The 15,545-nt window shown below is 66.5% G+C and carries 17 protein-coding genes and 1 tRNA gene; 7 read left to right on the top strand and 11 right to left on the bottom strand.

Translation table 11 applies throughout. The annotated features are described in order from the left end of the window. Nucleotides 1–22: 22 nt before the first annotated feature. Both U5809_RS33200 and U5809_RS33195 read left to right on the top strand, forming a co-directional pair. Entirely contained in the window at nucleotides 23–1,420 is a 1,398-nt protein-coding gene (locus U5809_RS33200) for an enolase C-terminal domain-like protein (protein WP_322089654.1), read from the top strand. A 126-nt stretch (nucleotides 1,421–1,546) separates the two neighbouring features. After that, nucleotides 1,547–1,858, top strand: coding sequence for a hypothetical protein (locus tag U5809_RS33195; protein ID WP_322089653.1), 312 nt, complete (start codon nucleotides 1,547–1,549; stop codon nucleotides 1,856–1,858). An 87-nt stretch (nucleotides 1,859–1,945) separates the two neighbouring features. On the opposite strand, the gene U5809_RS33190 is transcribed toward U5809_RS33195, so the two are convergent. The 5 genes from U5809_RS33190 to U5809_RS33170 form a co-directional block, all read right to left on the bottom strand. After that, a tRNA-Ala gene (locus tag U5809_RS33190) sits at nucleotides 1,946–2,021 on the bottom strand. Nucleotides 2,022–2,087: 66 nt separating this feature from the next. Then, complete coding sequence (locus tag U5809_RS33185) at nucleotides 2,088–2,450, bottom strand: c-type cytochrome (RefSeq protein WP_322089652.1); 363 nt, start codon at nucleotides 2,448–2,450, stop codon at nucleotides 2,088–2,090. Continuing rightward, nucleotides 2,447–3,247: a BON domain-containing protein gene (locus U5809_RS33180; RefSeq protein WP_322089651.1), complete on the bottom strand. Its 801-nt coding sequence runs from the start codon at nucleotides 3,245–3,247 to the stop codon at nucleotides 2,447–2,449. Before U5809_RS33180 ends, U5809_RS33185 begins: the two co-directional genes overlap by 4 nt. A gap of 17 nt (nucleotides 3,248–3,264) precedes the next feature. Beyond that, entirely contained in the window at nucleotides 3,265–3,849 is a 585-nt protein-coding gene (locus tag U5809_RS33175; RefSeq protein ID WP_322089650.1) for an SIS domain-containing protein, read from the bottom strand. 126 nt (nucleotides 3,850–3,975) lie between these two features. Next, nucleotides 3,976–4,404: a YraN family protein gene (locus U5809_RS33170; RefSeq protein WP_322089672.1), complete on the bottom strand. Its 429-nt coding sequence runs from the start codon at nucleotides 4,402–4,404 to the stop codon at nucleotides 3,976–3,978. 46 nt (nucleotides 4,405–4,450) lie between these two features. On the opposite strand from U5809_RS33170, the gene rsmI reads away from it, so the two are divergent. Next, a complete protein-coding gene (gene rsmI, locus U5809_RS33165) occupies nucleotides 4,451–5,329 on the top strand; it encodes a 16S rRNA (cytidine(1402)-2'-O)-methyltransferase (protein WP_322089649.1) in 879 nt (292 codons plus the stop codon). Nucleotides 5,330–5,428: 99 nt separating this feature from the next. Here rsmI and U5809_RS33160 read toward each other — a convergent pair whose 3' ends face one another. Beyond that, entirely contained in the window at nucleotides 5,429–6,037 is a 609-nt protein-coding gene (locus tag U5809_RS33160) for a septal ring lytic transglycosylase RlpA family protein (RefSeq protein WP_176048904.1), read from the bottom strand. Between the two features lie 655 nt (nucleotides 6,038–6,692). Between U5809_RS33160 and U5809_RS33155 the strand changes: the two genes are divergently transcribed. From U5809_RS33155 to U5809_RS33145, 3 genes are all read left to right on the top strand, one after another. Continuing rightward, nucleotides 6,693–7,337: an MBL fold metallo-hydrolase gene (locus U5809_RS33155; RefSeq protein WP_176048906.1), complete on the top strand. Its 645-nt coding sequence runs from the start codon at nucleotides 6,693–6,695 to the stop codon at nucleotides 7,335–7,337. Next, nucleotides 7,334–7,993 (top strand): exonuclease, encoded by a 660-nt coding sequence (locus tag U5809_RS33150; RefSeq protein ID WP_322089648.1) that lies wholly within the window; start codon nucleotides 7,334–7,336, stop codon nucleotides 7,991–7,993. Before U5809_RS33155 ends, U5809_RS33150 begins: the two co-directional genes overlap by 4 nt. A gap of 79 nt (nucleotides 7,994–8,072) precedes the next feature. After that, nucleotides 8,073–8,543: an Lrp/AsnC family transcriptional regulator gene (locus tag U5809_RS33145; RefSeq protein WP_006477376.1), complete on the top strand. Its 471-nt coding sequence runs from the start codon at nucleotides 8,073–8,075 to the stop codon at nucleotides 8,541–8,543. Between the two features lie 47 nt (nucleotides 8,544–8,590). Here the strand turns inward: U5809_RS33145 and U5809_RS33140 are convergent, their stop codons facing one another. From U5809_RS33140 to U5809_RS33130, 3 genes are all read right to left on the bottom strand, one after another. Further along, a complete protein-coding gene (locus U5809_RS33140) occupies nucleotides 8,591–9,748 on the bottom strand; it encodes a cation diffusion facilitator family transporter (RefSeq protein ID WP_322089647.1) in 1,158 nt (385 codons plus the stop codon). A gap of 241 nt (nucleotides 9,749–9,989) precedes the next feature. Then, complete coding sequence (locus U5809_RS33135; RefSeq protein WP_006491875.1) at nucleotides 9,990–10,283, bottom strand: H-NS family nucleoid-associated regulatory protein; 294 nt, start codon at nucleotides 10,281–10,283, stop codon at nucleotides 9,990–9,992. Between the two features lie 356 nt (nucleotides 10,284–10,639). Next, entirely contained in the window at nucleotides 10,640–11,299 is a 660-nt protein-coding gene (locus U5809_RS33130; protein ID WP_322089646.1) for a HugZ family protein, read from the bottom strand. A gap of 222 nt (nucleotides 11,300–11,521) precedes the next feature. On the opposite strand from U5809_RS33130, the gene U5809_RS33125 reads away from it, so the two are divergent. Further along, nucleotides 11,522–12,739 (top strand): MFS transporter, encoded by a 1,218-nt coding sequence (locus U5809_RS33125; RefSeq protein WP_176048912.1) that lies wholly within the window; start codon nucleotides 11,522–11,524, stop codon nucleotides 12,737–12,739. A 94-nt stretch (nucleotides 12,740–12,833) separates the two neighbouring features. Here the strand turns inward: U5809_RS33125 and U5809_RS33120 are convergent, their stop codons facing one another. Together U5809_RS33120 and U5809_RS33115 are read right to left on the bottom strand one after the other, a co-directional pair. Then, on the bottom strand, nucleotides 12,834–13,976 hold the full coding sequence (locus U5809_RS33120) for a branched-chain amino acid ABC transporter substrate-binding protein (RefSeq protein ID WP_322089645.1): 1,143 nt from the start codon (nucleotides 13,974–13,976) through the stop codon (nucleotides 12,834–12,836). Nucleotides 13,977–14,395: 419 nt separating this feature from the next. After that, a complete protein-coding gene (locus U5809_RS33115) occupies nucleotides 14,396–15,475 on the bottom strand; it encodes an NAD(P)H-dependent flavin oxidoreductase (protein ID WP_322089644.1) in 1,080 nt (359 codons plus the stop codon). Nucleotides 15,476–15,545: the final 70 nt, after the last annotated feature.

Genomic DNA, 15,545 nt, shown 5'->3' with positions numbered 1-15,545 from the left:
CACCGGAACCAGGAGCGAACCGATGTCCGAACCCAGCCGTGCCGGCACGCCGCGCGTCACGCGCATGCAGGTGATTCCCGTCGCCGGCCGCGACGGCATGCTGCTCAACCTGTGCGGCGCGCATGCGCCGTACTTCACGCGCAACCTCGTGATCCTCGACGACAGCAGCGGGCATACGGGCGTCGGCGAAGTGCCGGGCGGCGAAGGCATTCGCCAGGCGCTCGAGCGCATGACGGATCTCGTGGTCGGCCAGTCGATCGGGCGCTATCAGGCGACGCTCAACGCGGTGCGCGCGGCGCTGTCCGGCGCGGGCGCGGGGGTGGGCCGCACGATCCGGCACGAGGTGACGTCGGCCGGCGAGGCAGCAGTGCTGCGCCAGCCGCACGAGATCAACCTGCGGCTCGACAACGTGATCACGGCAATCGAGGCCGCGCTGCTCGACCTGCTCGGCCAGCATCTCGACGTGCCGGTCGCGGCACTGCTCGGCGAAGGCCAGCAGCGCGACGCGGTGCCGATGCTCGCTTATCTGTTCTATATCGGCGATCGCGGCCGCACCGACCTGCCGTATCGCGACGAGGCGCAGGCGCGCTCCCCGTGGTTCCGGCTGCGCAACGAGGAAGCGCTCACACCGGCCGCGATCGCGCGGCAGGCCGAAGCCGCGGTCGAGCGCTACGGTTTCGCCGATTTCAAGCTGAAGGGTGGCGTGATGGCCGGCGCCGACGAGATGGAAGCGATCGCGGCGATCAAGGCGCGCTTCCCCGATTCGCGCACGACGCTCGATCCGAACGGCGCATGGTCGCTCGACGAGGCCGTCGCGCTGTGCCGCGGGCAAGGCCACCTGCTCGCGTATGCGGAAGATCCGTGCGGGCCGGAAAGCGGCTATTCGGGCCGCGAGGTGATGGCTGAATTCCGCCGCGCGACGGGGATCCCGACCGCGACCAACATGATCGCGACCGACTGGCGGCAGATGGATCACGCGGTGCGGCTGCAGGCGGTCGACATCCCGCTGGCCGACCCGCATTTCTGGACGATGCAGGGCTCGGTGCGGCTCGCGCAGCTGTGTCGCGACTGGGGGCTCACGTGGGGTTCGCACTCGAACAACCACTTCGACGTGTCGCTCGCGATGTTCACTCATGCGGCGGCAGCCGCGCCCGGCACGATCACCGCGATCGATACGCACTGGATCTGGCAGGAAGGCGATGCGCGGCTCACGCGCGAACCGCTCGCGATCGTCGGCGGCAAGGTAGCCGTGCCGGAACGGCCGGGGCTCGGGATCGAGATCGACATGGCGCAGGTCGAGGCCGCGCATGCGCTGTACAAAGAGGTGGGCGGCACCGCGCGCGATGACGCGGTCGCGATGCGGTATCTGGTGCCGGGGTGGACGTACGATCCGAAGCGGCCGAGTTTCGGGCGGGGGTGACGGGAAGGCTGGATGGCGGGTGGCTGTTGCCAAACGCGGAAAACGCCCGCATCCTGCCGGCTGCCTGAACCGGCCCGCGCGGCGCACGGCCGGGTGCCCCGTCCACTCGAAGGAAAAGCGCTCGTCATGACGTCTCCCGATCCGACACCGCGACAGATCGCCCTCCTCGTACCCTGTTCGATCCTGTGCCTGCCGGCCAGCATGACCGTCGCCGGCTATGTCGCCCTCCGGATGACCGAGAACGTCTCGCGCTTCGAGGGTGGCGCCGGTTACGCATGGCTCTGGCTCACGATGCTGCTGAGCTGCGCGTTCTTCGCGCTGGGAATCGGCATCTGCGTGCTGCTGCGGAAAAGGATCGTGCCGCTCGTCTTGATCGCGGTGGCATTCGCAGCGCTGTCGGTGCCGACGCTCAAGGAAATCCATGACCTGCTGAACTAGCGGGCCGCGCGTTTGCGCATGCCGCGCATGCCTGCGGGTTCCCAAAACAAAAAGGCCCGATTTGAGATCGGGCCTTTCGAATTCCGTTGGTGGAGCGGAGGAGGATCGAACTCCCGACCTTCGCATTGCGAACGCGACGCTCTCCCAGCTGAGCTACCGCCCCAACAGTCAATCATCATACACACGCATTTCTGCGCTTGGCAATAGGGGTTACGTGCCCCCCGAAGCGCTACTTTGACGGCGAGCCGGCCAGCACCCATTCGACCACCGAACGGACGTCGGCGTCGCTCATGCGCGGATGCGCGGGCATCGGAATCGCACCCCAGACGCCGGAGCCGCCTTCCTTCACCTTCTTCGACAGCTTCGCGACGGCCTGCGGATCGGACTTGTAGCGCGCGGCGATATCCTTGAACGACGGGCCGACGAGCTTGCGGTCGACCGCGTGACAGCCCATGCAGGCGTTGCTGCGCGCAACCTTCAGGCCGTCGCCGACGTCCGCGTGCGCTGCGCCCAGCGTGCCGGCCACGAGCGCCGCGGCCGCGGCGCCCTGCACCATCCAGCGTTTCATCTGCTTCATCTGCACACTCTTCATTGCGCCGGCGCCTTCGGGTTGCCCGGGTGGACGCTCGACGAATTCGAGATCGGCGCGGGCGACTGCAGCGGCGCGGACTGCACCGATGCGTCCGGCACGGCGCCGACCGTCGCGCTGTCCGCCGGAGCGGCGGCAGCCGGCGCGCCGGACGCGCCGCTCGCGGGCGATGCGTCCTGCAGCGCCTGCGCATCCTGCGGCTTCACGTACTGGAATACCTTCACGACCTTCTCGACACCCGGCACCTGGCTCGCGGCTTCCGCGCCGCGATTGCCTTCATCCACCGTCACGAGGCCCATCAGGTAAAGGTTGCCGCGCTCGCTGACGACCTTGTAGTAGTTCGCCGAGATGCCCTTCGTCGCGATCAGCTCGGACTTCACGCGCCCTTCGAGGTACGAGTCGTTCGCGCGCGACGACAGCGACGCCGCCGGCTCGACCGACAGCTCGTTGACGATGCCGTTCACGTTGTTGATGCCGCGCACGATTTCCTCGGCGCGCTGCTTCGACGCATCGTTCGGCACTTCACCCGTCAGCAGCACGCGGCGGTTGAACACCGTCACGTTCACGTGCGACTGGTCGGGCAGCCCGTTGTTGATCTGCGAGAGCGACTTGACCTGGATCTCGCGGTCCTCCGTCTGCGCGCCGAGCGTCCGGCGGTCGGTCGCGACCAGCGCGCCGCCGCCGGCCGCCGCACCCACGATCCCGAGCACACAACCCTGCAGCGACACGGCGAGGCCCGCCATCAGCGCGGCGAGCAGCGTGGTCCTGACGAGCGTCTGTTTGACGCGGCTTTGATTCATCGACAGCTCTCCTTCGTTCAATCCTCACCCAGCAGCATCGCGTCGATGCCGTCGCACAGGCAGTGGATGGTCAGCAGATGGACTTCGTGGATGCGTGCCGCGCGAACGGCGTGCACGCTGATCGGAATATCGGTATCGGACAGCGCGGCCGCAACTGCATGGCCGTTGCCGCCCGTCAGTGCGACGACGGTCATCTCGCGCTCGTGCGCCTCGTCGATCGCTGCCAGCACGCGCGGCGACGCGCCGCCCGAATCGAGCACCAGCAGGATGTCGCCCGTCTGGCCGAGCACGCGCACCTGCTGCGCGAACAGCTGCTCGGCGGCCATCGCCCCCATGAGGCCGGCCTGCGATGCATCGGTGGCCAGCGCGATCGCGGGCAGGCCCGGACGCTCGCGCTCGAAGCCGCCGACGAGCGACGCGGCGAGGTACTGCGCGGCGGCGGCCGACGGGCCTTCACCGCACGCGACGATCTTGTTGCCGTTCGCCAGCGCGGCGAACATCGCATCGACCGCGGCTGCGATCGGCAACGCCAGCGCGTCGGCCGCTTCGGCGTGAAGCGCGGCGCTGTCGTGGAATTGTTGCTGAATACGTTCGACTGACATCGATTCCTGGTGAACTGGGCGCGTGGCACATATCGCGCGACATCGTGGGTGCGGCGAGTTTACCGTACTCCAGCACCCTCTCCGGGGGTCCGGCAAGAACTCTTTACATCTCGTCACACGTCGCGGCTACGCATCGTCGGTACGAAATGCGTCGCGCAGCCACACGAGCCGGCCGGCCTCGAATGCGACGACGTCGAACCGGCACGCGGCACCGGCACCGTGCCGCGCCCAGAACTGCAACGCCGCCGCGACGAGACGCCGCCGCTTGCGCCAGCCGACGCTCGCGGCCGCGCCGCCATGCCGGACACTGCGCCGCGCGCGCACTTCGACGAACACGAGCATGCCGTCCGGCTCGCGCATCACGAGATCGAGCTCGCCACCGCGCATCGTCACGTTCGCCGCGACGAACCCGAGGCCGCGCCGCTCGAGAAATTGCCGCGCGCGCAGCTCGAACGCCGCGCCGACCGGTTTGGATCGTGCCGCGCCGGAAAAGTTGTCGCCCGCGCGCGGCAAACCGCGCCTGTCGCCCGGGCCGGCCGGCGCCGCGTGGCACAATGCCGACCTTGTTCCGCTTGCGCCGCGATTGCGTGCATTGCCTGCCATGACTGCCCTCCTCGAACTCGCGCATACGCAGCACTACCCGGACGCCACGCTTTACGTGGTCGCCACGCCGATCGGCAATACGGCCGACATCACGCTGCGCGCGCTGCACGTGCTCGGCCTCGCCGACCGCATCGCGGCCGAAGACACCCGCAACACCGGCCAGTTGCTCGCCCGCTACGGGATCTCGAAGCCGCTCCTGGCCGTGCACGAGCACAACGAACGCGAAGCCGCGCAGCGCGTGATCGACATGCTGCGTGGCGGCGAACGCGTGGCTTACGTCTCGGACGCCGGCACGCCCGGCATCTCGGACCCCGGCGCGCGGCTGGTCGACGCGGTGCGCGCGGCCGGCTTCGCGGTGATCCCGCTGCCGGGCGCGAGCGCGGCCGTGACCGCGCTGAGCGTGGCCGGTGAATGGGCCGGCGCGTTCACGTTCGCCGGCTTCCTGCCGCCGAAGGCCAGGCAGCGCGCAACCGCGCTGCAGGCGCTGGTGTCTCACCCGTATGCGCTGGTGTTCTACGAAGCGCCGCACCGGATCGCCGAAACCGTCACCGCACTCGCCGATGCGTTCGGCCCCGCGCGCCGGCTGCTGATTGCGCGCGAACTCACCAAACTACACGAGCAGTTGTTCCAGGGCACCCTGGCCGAAGGACAGACCTGGCTTGCCGGCGATGCGAACCGGCAGCGCGGCGAGTTCGTGCTGGTTGTCGAAGGCGCGCCGGCGGCGAGCGGCGAAGCCGACGACACCGCGCACGACGCGCTGCTCAGGCTGCTGCTGGAAGAAGTGCCGGTGAAGAGCGCCGCGAAGCTCGCGGCCGCGCTGACGGGCGCATCGCGCAACACGCTGTATGCGCGTGCGCTCGCGCTGAAGGAAGGCTGACGCGCGACGATGCCGCGCCGAAACGACAAAGGGCTGCCGGGAGGCAGCCCTTTGTACTTGATGCGTGATACCTGATGCGTGAGCGGGCGAACCGCCGCGTTACTTCGCCGAGATCGACGCGAACATTTCGTCGCGTGCCTCGCGTGCTTCCTGCGGCGACAGCCCTTCGATCTTCACGCGGCCCGTGCCGGCATGCACGAGGCCGATCATCTTGGCAGCGGCATACGACAGGTCGAGCACGCGGCCGCGCTTGAACGGCCCGCGATCGTTGACCTTCACGACGACCCACTTGCCGCTCGACGCATTCGTCACCTTGATGTACGACGACAGCGGCAGCGTGCGGTGCGCGGCGGTGAGCGCATTCATGTTGAAGCGTTCGCCGTTCGCGGTGCGGCGGCCGTGGAAATCCCGCCCGTACCACGATGCGCGGCCCGTCTGACGGAAGTCGGACACGTCCTTGCCGTCGATCGGCTCGGCGTCCGCCAGCGACGACTTCTTCGCGTCCTTGGCGTCGGCAGCCGGCATCGATGCCAGTGCGGAATCGAAATTCAGTTGCTTGTCGTTGTCCGCTTTCGCGGCAGCGGCCGTCTTGTCGACCGCGTTCTTCTGGTTCGCGCTTCCGGTGGTCTGGCTGGGTGGCACCGCACAGCCCGTCAACGCAAAAAATAATGCAATGGTCCCGAATCGGCTCGGAAATCGTACGTTCATCGACGTGTCGCCTTCTGGTTCGGGCCGCTCCTACATCACGCTGTTCACAGCGCAGACTCGCGGCCCGGACGGCAAATGCGTGCACGCCCCGCTCGAATGCGAGCAGGCGGCTAGCATGGGCGCGGCTTTCGTCTATGCCGCAACCGTCCTGATTAGCTTTCACGTCTGGCGCAACCTGTCCCCAACAGCCTGACCAGACCCCACATGCCGCCATCGAACATGGCTTCAAGTTCGCGCGCGTCGATACGACCAACGCACAGGAACGGCGGCACAGGCCTCATCCGGCGGCGCGGCAGCAGGGCCGCAGGCGGGCGCGCAGCACCCGGCCGGACAAGACGTGAGCACCGAATGCTCGGTGCTGGATACACCGCCGGACTCCCCGGCGGCTGATGCTTGACGGTGCTTCCGACGCCCTTTTTTAACGGGGCCGAAACACCAGCGAATGGCGTGAAATTCACGCTCAATGGGGCGCATTATACATAAACCAAAACGTCTACCCGGAAAGCCCCCCCGGAGGACCATTGATTCTCACTATGGCTGTAACAATCGACATGCTCCGGGAATGCCCTCATCCGCGCGTCGCGGCACGCGTCGAGCGAACGGCAGGCGGCGCGCGCGACCGGTACAATCGCTCCTTTTAGCCGCCGGTGTCTCCATGAAAGTCACGCTCATTCCGGTCACGCCGTTCCAGCAGAACTGCTCGCTGCTCGTCTGCGAGAAAACGGGCCGTGCCGCCGTCGTCGATCCGGGCGGCGATCTCGATCGGATCCAGCAGGAAGTCGCGCGGCAGAACGTGCAGGTCGAGAAGGTGCTGCTCACGCACGGGCACATCGATCACTGCGCGGGCGCGAAGACGCTCGCGACGCACTACGGCGTGCCGATCGAGGGGCCGCAGGAAGAAGAACGCTTCTGGATCGAGAAGCTGCCGATGCAGAGCGAGCGCTTCGGCTTCCCGGCCGCCGACGCCTTCGAGCCCGACCACTGGCTGAACGACGGCGACACCGTGCAGTTCGGCGACGAAACGCTCGAGGTCTATCACTGCCCGGGCCACACGCCCGGCCATGTCGTGTTCTTCAGCCGCGCGCATCGCGTCGCGATCGTCGGCGACGTGCTGTTCGCCGGCTCGATCGGCCGGACCGATTTCCCGCGAGGCAATCACGAGGATCTCGTCCGTTCGATCAAGGAGAAGCTCTGGCCGCTCGGCGACGACGTGACGTTCGTGCCGGGCCACGGCCCGGTGTCGACGTTCGGCGACGAGCGCCGCACGAACCCGTTCGTGTCCGACAAGGTATTCGGATGAACCAGACCGCCATCCCGGAAATCTACGTCAGCACCGACGTCGAGGCCGACGGCCCGATTCCCGGCCCGCACTCGATGCTGAGCTTCGCGTCGGCCGCCTATACCGAGGACAAGCAGCTGATCGCGACGTTCTCGGCCAACCTCGAGACGCTGCCCGGCGCGCAGGCGCACCCGGTGCAGGAAGCGTGGTGGAAGACCGAACCCGAAGCGTGGGCCGCGTGCCGGCGCGACCTGCAGGCGCCCGAGGCGGCGCTGCTCGCGTACGTCGACTGGGTCGAGGCGCTGCCCGGCAAGCCCGTGTTCGTCGCGATGCCGGCCGGCTTCGATTTCACGTTCATGTTCTGGTACATGATGCGCTTCACGGGCCGCTGCCCGTTCTCGTGGTCCGCGCTCGACATCAAGACGCTCGCGTTCGCGATCACGGGCCTGCCGTACCGCAAGGCGATCAAGCCGCGCTTTCCGAAGCACTGGTTCGACGACCATCCGCATACGCACGTCGCGCTCGACGACGCGATCGAGCAAGGCGCGCTGTTCTGCAACATGCTCGCCGACCTGCGCCGGCAGCAGGCCGCGCTCGCGGACCTCGCCGTCGCGGACACCGGTCGGTCGGAAAACACGGAGTCGGGGCAAAATCCCACGGATCCGCGAGCAAATTAGCGAATCTCGCTCACCAGCGCCACGCCAGATTGCCTTTCCTTTCCCGGCCCTCTAACATTCAGCATGTTGTTGCTGCCGCATGGAGGCGCAGGTGACGCTCGATTCCTTTTCGCAAAAAATCCTTCGCCTGTTGCAGCTCGACGCGCGCCGTTCCGTTCAGGAAATTTCCGACCAGGTCGGCCTGTCGAGCACGCCGTGCTGGCGTCGCATCAAGGACATGGAACAGTCGGGCGTGATCCAGCGCTACACGGCGCTGCTCGATCGCGAGAAGCTCGGCCTGCACGTCTGCGCGCTCGCGCACGTGCACCTGACGCGCCACAACGAAGGCGGCGTCGAGCAGTTCGAGCGCGAGATCGCGACCTGCCCGGAAGTCACCGAGTGCTACAGCACGACCGGCGAAGCCGACTACATCCTCAAGATCGTCGCGCCTGACATCAAGGCCTACGACGTCTTCCTGCACGAACGCATCTTCAAGATCCCGGCCGTGTCGCAGGTGCGCACGAGCGTCGTGCTGCGCGAAATCAAGTTCGACACGCAACTGCCGCTGTAACGCGCGGGCCGGTGCGCGGCGTTCGCGGCCAGGCGACCTGCCGTCGGTCACGGTTGCGCAGGCATCGCGCGCGTGAAGCCGATCCGGCGCGCGCCGAACTCGCGCTCCAGCGCGCCGACGTCGATCCGGCCGGCCAGCGCCGCATCGGTATCGTGCGGATCGCTGGCGAGCGTGACGTCGATCTCCAGCCCCGTACTCAGGTAATGCAGGTTGATCGCCGTCGCACGCAGCCCGCGCTGCGCGAGCGCGGCTTCGAGCCGTGCCGCGATCTCGCCGCGCGGCGGCAGCGCGAGCGCCGGGCGGCGCGCGGCGTCGTTCTCCGGGTCGACGTGGATCAACGCATCGAGCACGCGCGGATCGGACAGCGCGCGCGCACGCGCGGTCTCGGCAATGTAGTGCCCTTCGGATACGGAGATCTTCGGATCGACGAGGATGTGCGCGTCGACGAGCGCGGCGTCGCCCATCTTGCGCGTGCGCAGGTCGTGCACGTCGCGCACACCGGGCGTCGCCGCGAGCAGCGCGCGGATCTCGGCCGTGTCGGCCGTGTCGAGCGCACGGTCGGACAGGTCCTGCAACGCGTCATAGCCGAACGTCCAGCCCATCCGCGCGACCATGAAGCCGACGATCGCGGCCGCGATCGGGTCGAGCAGCTTCACGCCGGCCAGGCTGCCGACGATACCGATCGCGACGACCAGCGACGACGCGGCATCCGAGCGCGCATGCCACGCGTTGGCGACGAGCATCGCCGAACGCACGCGCCGCGCCTCGCGCAGCATGTAGCGAAACAGCGCCTCTTTCGACACGAGCACCGTCAGCGCGACGATCAGCGCGGAGAAATGGACAGCGGGAATGTTTTCGAGATTAACGAGGCGATCGCCGGCGCGCCAGAGCATGCCGATCCCGACCGCAATCAGGATCGCGCCGAGAAACAATGACGCGACCGTTTCGTAGCGGCTATGGCCGTAATTGTGGTCGGCATCCGGCGATGCACCGCTATGGCGATTCGCAACCAGCACGACAAAATCCGAGATCAAATCGGATATCGAATGCACACCGTCAGCAATCAATGCCTGCGAATGCGCAATCGTACCGACGACGATCTGAAATGTCGCAAGCACGACATTCAGCACAATACTGACGAGCGTGCTCTTGCGCGCAACCGCGTGCTTATCTGCGCTCTGCGCGTCGCCGGAAAACGTGGACATGAAATATGGGATATCGGTTTGCGATGGGCAATTCTATCAAACGCACCCCGCGAACCCGCCCAATACCCACAAATTTCTTATTTAAATCAATCGCTTATGCGAACGTGTCGCATTTTCATTCACGCGGCATTATTACATTTTCATGACAATGTTTGCGCACCGGCGGTGCCCAGAAACAAAAAAGCCGCGCTCCTGAACGGATACGCGGCTCTTTTGAAGCACAGACGACTTAAACAAACGTTTAAATCGCAAACTGCTCGCGGTTCTTGCCGGCAATCCAGCGCGGCGGCTTGCCACGGCCCGACCACGTTGCGCCGGTTTCCGGATCGCGGTACTTCGCGGCCACGCCTGCGCGCGGACGGCCAACCTTGCCTGCCTTCGCGCGGCTGAGACCGAGTTCAGCGAGCGAAAAGCCGTAGTCGGCAATTTTCTGCTTCACGTCATTCAGCACTTCAGCGTATTCACGCGACTTCGCTTCTTCGATTTGCTTCTCCAGCTTTTCCCGCTGGGCCAGCAGGTCCTTGTAAGAAGACATAGTTTCCCTTTCTATCTGACCAATGGCGCCGGTCTGCAGCCAGCTCACCATTCATGAAATATATGTGCCTCGGATTTTCGAAGGCAGAGATTAGCACAAAAAAGATTTGATAGAAGCGAGATTCACGAAAATCCCGAGACCAATTGTAATTCGCGCATGTCATTTTGACCTGCCGCGGCCTTTTCTCAAATTTTTACGTCCCTGTACAGAGATTAGGACATTAGTGATTGCCTATTAGGGCTATCAACATACGCAATTACCCTGTATTCGGGAAAATCGAAGCTCTCATCGGACGACAGCTTTGCTAAAACCACATGACGCGGTTTGCCAAACGCACAAATGACTGACCCGCGACGTCACGTCACATCCCGAGCACATGCAATCAGCCGGTCGCGCAGCGCGCCAATATCGGCCGACGGCATATCGAATGGTGTGCGCACGCGACGGCCGTCGTATCGCCAGTCGGCGCCGTGGCGATCGACGCCGAGCAGGTCGAGCCCGTCGCGGTGTGCCTCGCCGGTATCGTAGGCGTTCCACAGCGCCTGCTCGTCGTCGAACGCGAGCGGCGACAGTCCGTCGAGATGCGTGCCGTCGACCCAGCCCATCCGCCCGAAACCGCCGATATAGCGCAGCCGCTCGATATCGAGCGCCCAGAACGTGAAATCGCCAAGTGCGAGATAACGCGCGGCGTCCGGCTCGTAGCGCAGGTAGCGCGCGGCGACATGCGGATCGGCGGCGAGCGGCACGAACCGGCCGAGCAGCGTCGCGCGTTCGGCGTTCAGCACGTCGCCATCCGGCGCGTCGACAACCAGGAAGCCCGCCCGCGGATCGGCGGCGAGATTGCGCGTGTGCTCGGCCAGGCCGCTGACGAGAATCACGGGACGATGGCTTGCATCGGGTGCAAACGGGACGACCGTCGGGTACGGGAAACCCTGCGGTTCGCGCGTATGGGTAGCGAGCGTGCCGAGCGCGCAACGGTGCAGCAGATGCAGCGCGAGGGCGGGATCGATGTTCAAGAGGACTCCTGCGGTCGAAGGGCGGCGCGTCGTTCATGCCGCATGCGCTTCGATGTTACCCGCCGACGCGGCGCGCCGCGCATCGGTCGAACGGCCGATGCTGTCCGGCCCCCGATCGTCGGTCGAACGGACAGCGCCCGGCAGGATCGTAAGCGGTTCGATAGAATCGGACGATTCCGACGGACGCTGCGTGCGTCCGTGCATTTCTTGACGAGCCTTCCCGTGTCCGAATCCTCTTCTCCCGAATCGTCGTCCCCGTTCGCCGCGCCGCCCGATGCGCATCGCGTGCTGCCGCTGCCGGCCCGCCAGCGCGCGCGCACGGCGTCCATGGCGCTGTTCTTCGTTGCCGGCATGATGTACGCGTCATGGGGTGTGCACGTGCCGACCGTGCGCGACAAGTTCGCGCTGAGCCCCGGCCTGCTGTCGATCGCGCTGTTCGCGGTCGCCGGCGGCTCGATCGCCGCGATGCTGACCATCGCGCGCTGGATCACCCGCGTCGGCTCGCGCACCGCATGTGTCACGGGCGGGCTCGTGATGTCCGCGTGCGCGGCGCTGATCCTCGTCGTGCCCGACTACTGGATGCTGCTCGCGGTGCTCGCGCTGTTCGGCTTCTCGATGGCGACGCTCGACGTCGCGATGAACGCCGAGGCCAGCGCGGTCGAGATCGCGCTCGGCAAGCCGATCATGTCGTCGCTGCACGGGATGTTCAGCATCGGCGGGATGTCGGGCGCGGCCGCCGGCGGCGCGCTGCTGTCGGCCGGCATGGCGCCGGCCGTGCATCTCGCACTCGCGGCAGCCGTGAGCGCCGCGGTACTCGTGGCCGCCAGCCCGGCCGTGCTGCCGCATGTGCCGCACCACGAACACGCACACGGCGGCGGCAACCGCTGGCGCTCGCCCGCGTTGTGGATGCTCGGCGGCATCGCGCTGATCGCACTGATCGCCGAAGGCGCGATGTACGACTGGGCGACGGTCTACATGCGCGACGTCGTCGCGGCGAGCCCCGCACTCGCGAGCGCCGCCTATGCGGCGTTCTCCGGCGGGATGGCCATCGCGCGCTTCGCGGGCGACGCCGTGCGGGCGCGCTTCGGCGCGCCGCAGCTCGTATTCGCGAGCGCGTCGCTCGCATGCGCGGGGATGATCGGCGCGCTGCTACTGCCGAATCCCGTCGCGGTGCTGACCGGCTTCACGTTGATGGGCCTCGGCCTCGCGAACATGATGCCCGTGCTGTTCGCCGCCGCCGCGCGCGTCAAGGGCATCCATGCGGCCGAAGGGCTCGCGCACGTGGCGGGGCTCGCGTATTTCGGACTGCTGTTCGGTCCGGTCGTGATCGGTGCGGTCGCGCAGGCCGCAAACCTGACGATCGGCCTGTCGGTCGTCGCGCTGTGTGCGGCGCTCGTCGCGATCATCGCGCCGAAGGTGCTCGCCCACCTGAAAATCTGACGGCGCGGCGCTCATCGGCCCGAGCGGCCAAAAAGAAAGCGCGCATGCGTTGCCGCATGCGCGCTTTCACCCCTTCTGTCGGCCGCCAGGCGCGTTACATCTTCACTTCGTCGAGCAGCGACTTCTTGCCGCTCTTGTAGTTGTACAGCGAGATCACGCCGTGCTGCAGGTCGCCCTTCGAGTCGAAGGTCGTCGTGCCGATCACGCCCGAGTAGTTCGTCGCCGGCATTGCGGCGAGAATCTTCGCCGGATCCGTCGAGTTCGCGCGCTTCATCGCATCGACGATGATGTACACGGCGTCATACGTGAACGGAGCGTAGATCTGGATCGGCTGGCCGAAGCGCTTCTCGTACTTCGCCTTGAACGCTGCGCCGCCCGACATCTTCTCGAGCGAAGCACCGGCTTCCGAGCACACCACGTTGTCGGTCGCGTCGCCGGCCAGGTCGGCCAGCTTTTCCGTGCACACGCCGTCGCCCGCGAGGATCTTCGCGCGCAGGCCGAGCTGCTTCGCCTGTTTCGCGAACGGGCCGCCGGTGGCGTCCATGCCGCCGTACATGATCGCGTCCGGATTCTCGCCCTTGATCTTGGTCAGAATCGCGCGGAAGTCGACGGCCTTGTCGTTCGTCGCATCATGCGACATCACCTTCAGGCCGAGCGCCTTCGCCTTCTTCTCGAACTCGTTCGCGAGACCCTGGCCGTAGGCGGTCGAATCGTCGACCACCGCCACGCTCTTGATACCCTTCGAGTGCGCGTAGTTCGCCAGTGCCGGGCCCTGTTGCGCATCGGTCGCGACCACGCGGTACGTGGTCTTGAAGCCTTGCTGCGTGTAAGCCGGGTTGGTCGCCGACGGCGAGATCTGCACGATGCCCGCATCGCTGTAGATCTTCGAGGCCGGGATCGACGTGCCCGAGTTCAGGTGGCCGACCACGGCGACGACCTTGTCGTCGACGAGCTTCTGCGCAACCTGCGTGGCCTGCCGCGGGTCGGCCGCGTCATCCTGCGGGTCGAGTTGCAGCGTGATTTTCTGGCCGCCGACCGTGAGACCCTTCGCGTTGATCTCTTCAACTGCGAGACGTGCGCCGTTTTCGTTGTCCTTGCCCAGGTGTGCAATACCGCCCGTCAAGGGCGCGACGTGGCCGATCTTGACGACTTGATCGGCGGCCGCGTTGCTTGCAGCTGCAACGCACAGCATCGCCGCGGCGGTGATCGGCAACAGCTTTTGCATCTTGATATTCATGTAAGTCTCCAGTTTCGGTCCCAATAAAACGCCATCGCCCGGTGCCCCGCTGCCATCCCTGTGTTTGCAATCACTGGACGATTCGCCGGTTGCATCGTTCATGCACTTGGCCTCAAGCACGTGAAAACAGCCGCTTTTAGCAGCCACCCGTCCGTACTTGCGCGCAAGTGTAGGTGATCAAATTAATTTGTGGGACTTTTTTGGGGTAGTGGTAACACTACTGATATGCACACTCTGGAATGACTACTCGAATATCGCCGCGAGCCCCGCCGGATAAGGGTTTCCGCTAATTCATGGCAACCCGATGAAAGGTCGTTTCAAAGGATTCCCGGGTCATTTCGATTCGGTATTTTGTGCCCGGGATCATTGAATGAAACGCGCGTGACAACACGCGCGTTTCGTCGTCCGATATGAACGATTCAGGCGGCCGATGCACGCCATTCGGCATCGAGCGCAGCGACGAGCTGCGACGTCGTCAGCGCGTCGCCGCGCCGCCGCGCAAGCGGCGCACCCTGCCCGGCCCACAACGACAGGTAGTCGCCGTCGTTCGCGCGCGCGGCGGCCTGGCGCAGCGGCTGCGTCAGTGCGTTCTGCACCGGGTACGGCGCGACGTCGGCCACATGTTCACCGAGCCGCGCCATCAGCGTGTTGCGCAATCCGCGCGCATGGCGGCCGGTGATCGCCCGCGTGACCTGCGTCGACGTATCGGTGCTCGCGAGCAGGCGTGCCTTCCAGTCCGCCGCGATCGCGCTTTCCATACAGGTGAGGAACGCGGTGCCGAGCTGGGCGCCCTGCGCGCCGAGCGCGAGCGCGGCCGCGATCCCGCGGCCGTCCATGATGCCGCCCGCGGCGAGCACGGGCAGGCCGGTCGCGTCGACGAGCTGCGGCACGAGCGCGAGCGTACCGATCAGGGCATCGTCGGCGGAACCGATGAACGTGCCGCGATGGCCGCCCGCCTCGGCGCCCTGCGCGGACAGCGCGTCGGCACCGGCCGCTTGCCACGCGAGCCCTTCGGCCACGTGCGTCGCGGTACCGATCACATAGGTGCCGGCCGCCTTCAGGCGCGCGACGTCGGCCGCGTCGAGCACGCCGAACGTGAAGCTCGCGACCGGCACGCGCAGCGCCACGAGCGCATCGAGCTGCGCGCGGAAGTCGGGCGCATAGCGGGCCGGCGCGGTACCCGGCGGCAAGCCGAGCGCCGCGTTCAGCGGGTCGATCGCGGCCAGCGCCCGCGCGACGGTCGCCACATCGGGCGTGGCATCCGGCAGCACGAACAGGTTGATCGCGAACGGGCGATCGGTGGCCGCGCGAATGGCGTCGACTTCGGTGGCGAGGCGCTCGGGCGCGAACGCGGCGGCGCCGAGGCTGCCGAGCGCGCCGGCGTTCGATGCGGCGGCGACCATCGCGGTCGTGGTCGCGCCGACCATCGGCGCCTGCACGAGCGGCAGGCGCAGGCCGAAGCGTTCGGAAAAGGGGGTGGAAAACAGACGGGCAGACATGGCGAATCCTTCGATGACGATGCGCGAAAGCGCTTTGTAAAGGCCGACACATCGACTCTATCGAAGCGGC

Source organism: Burkholderia sp. BCC1999, assembly GCF_905339975.1.
In the GTDB taxonomy this organism is placed as follows: Bacteria; Pseudomonadota; Gammaproteobacteria; order Burkholderiales; family Burkholderiaceae; genus Burkholderia.
The sequence above is the reverse complement of the archived record's forward strand: the minus strand, read 5'-3'. Positions and strand labels throughout refer to the sequence as shown.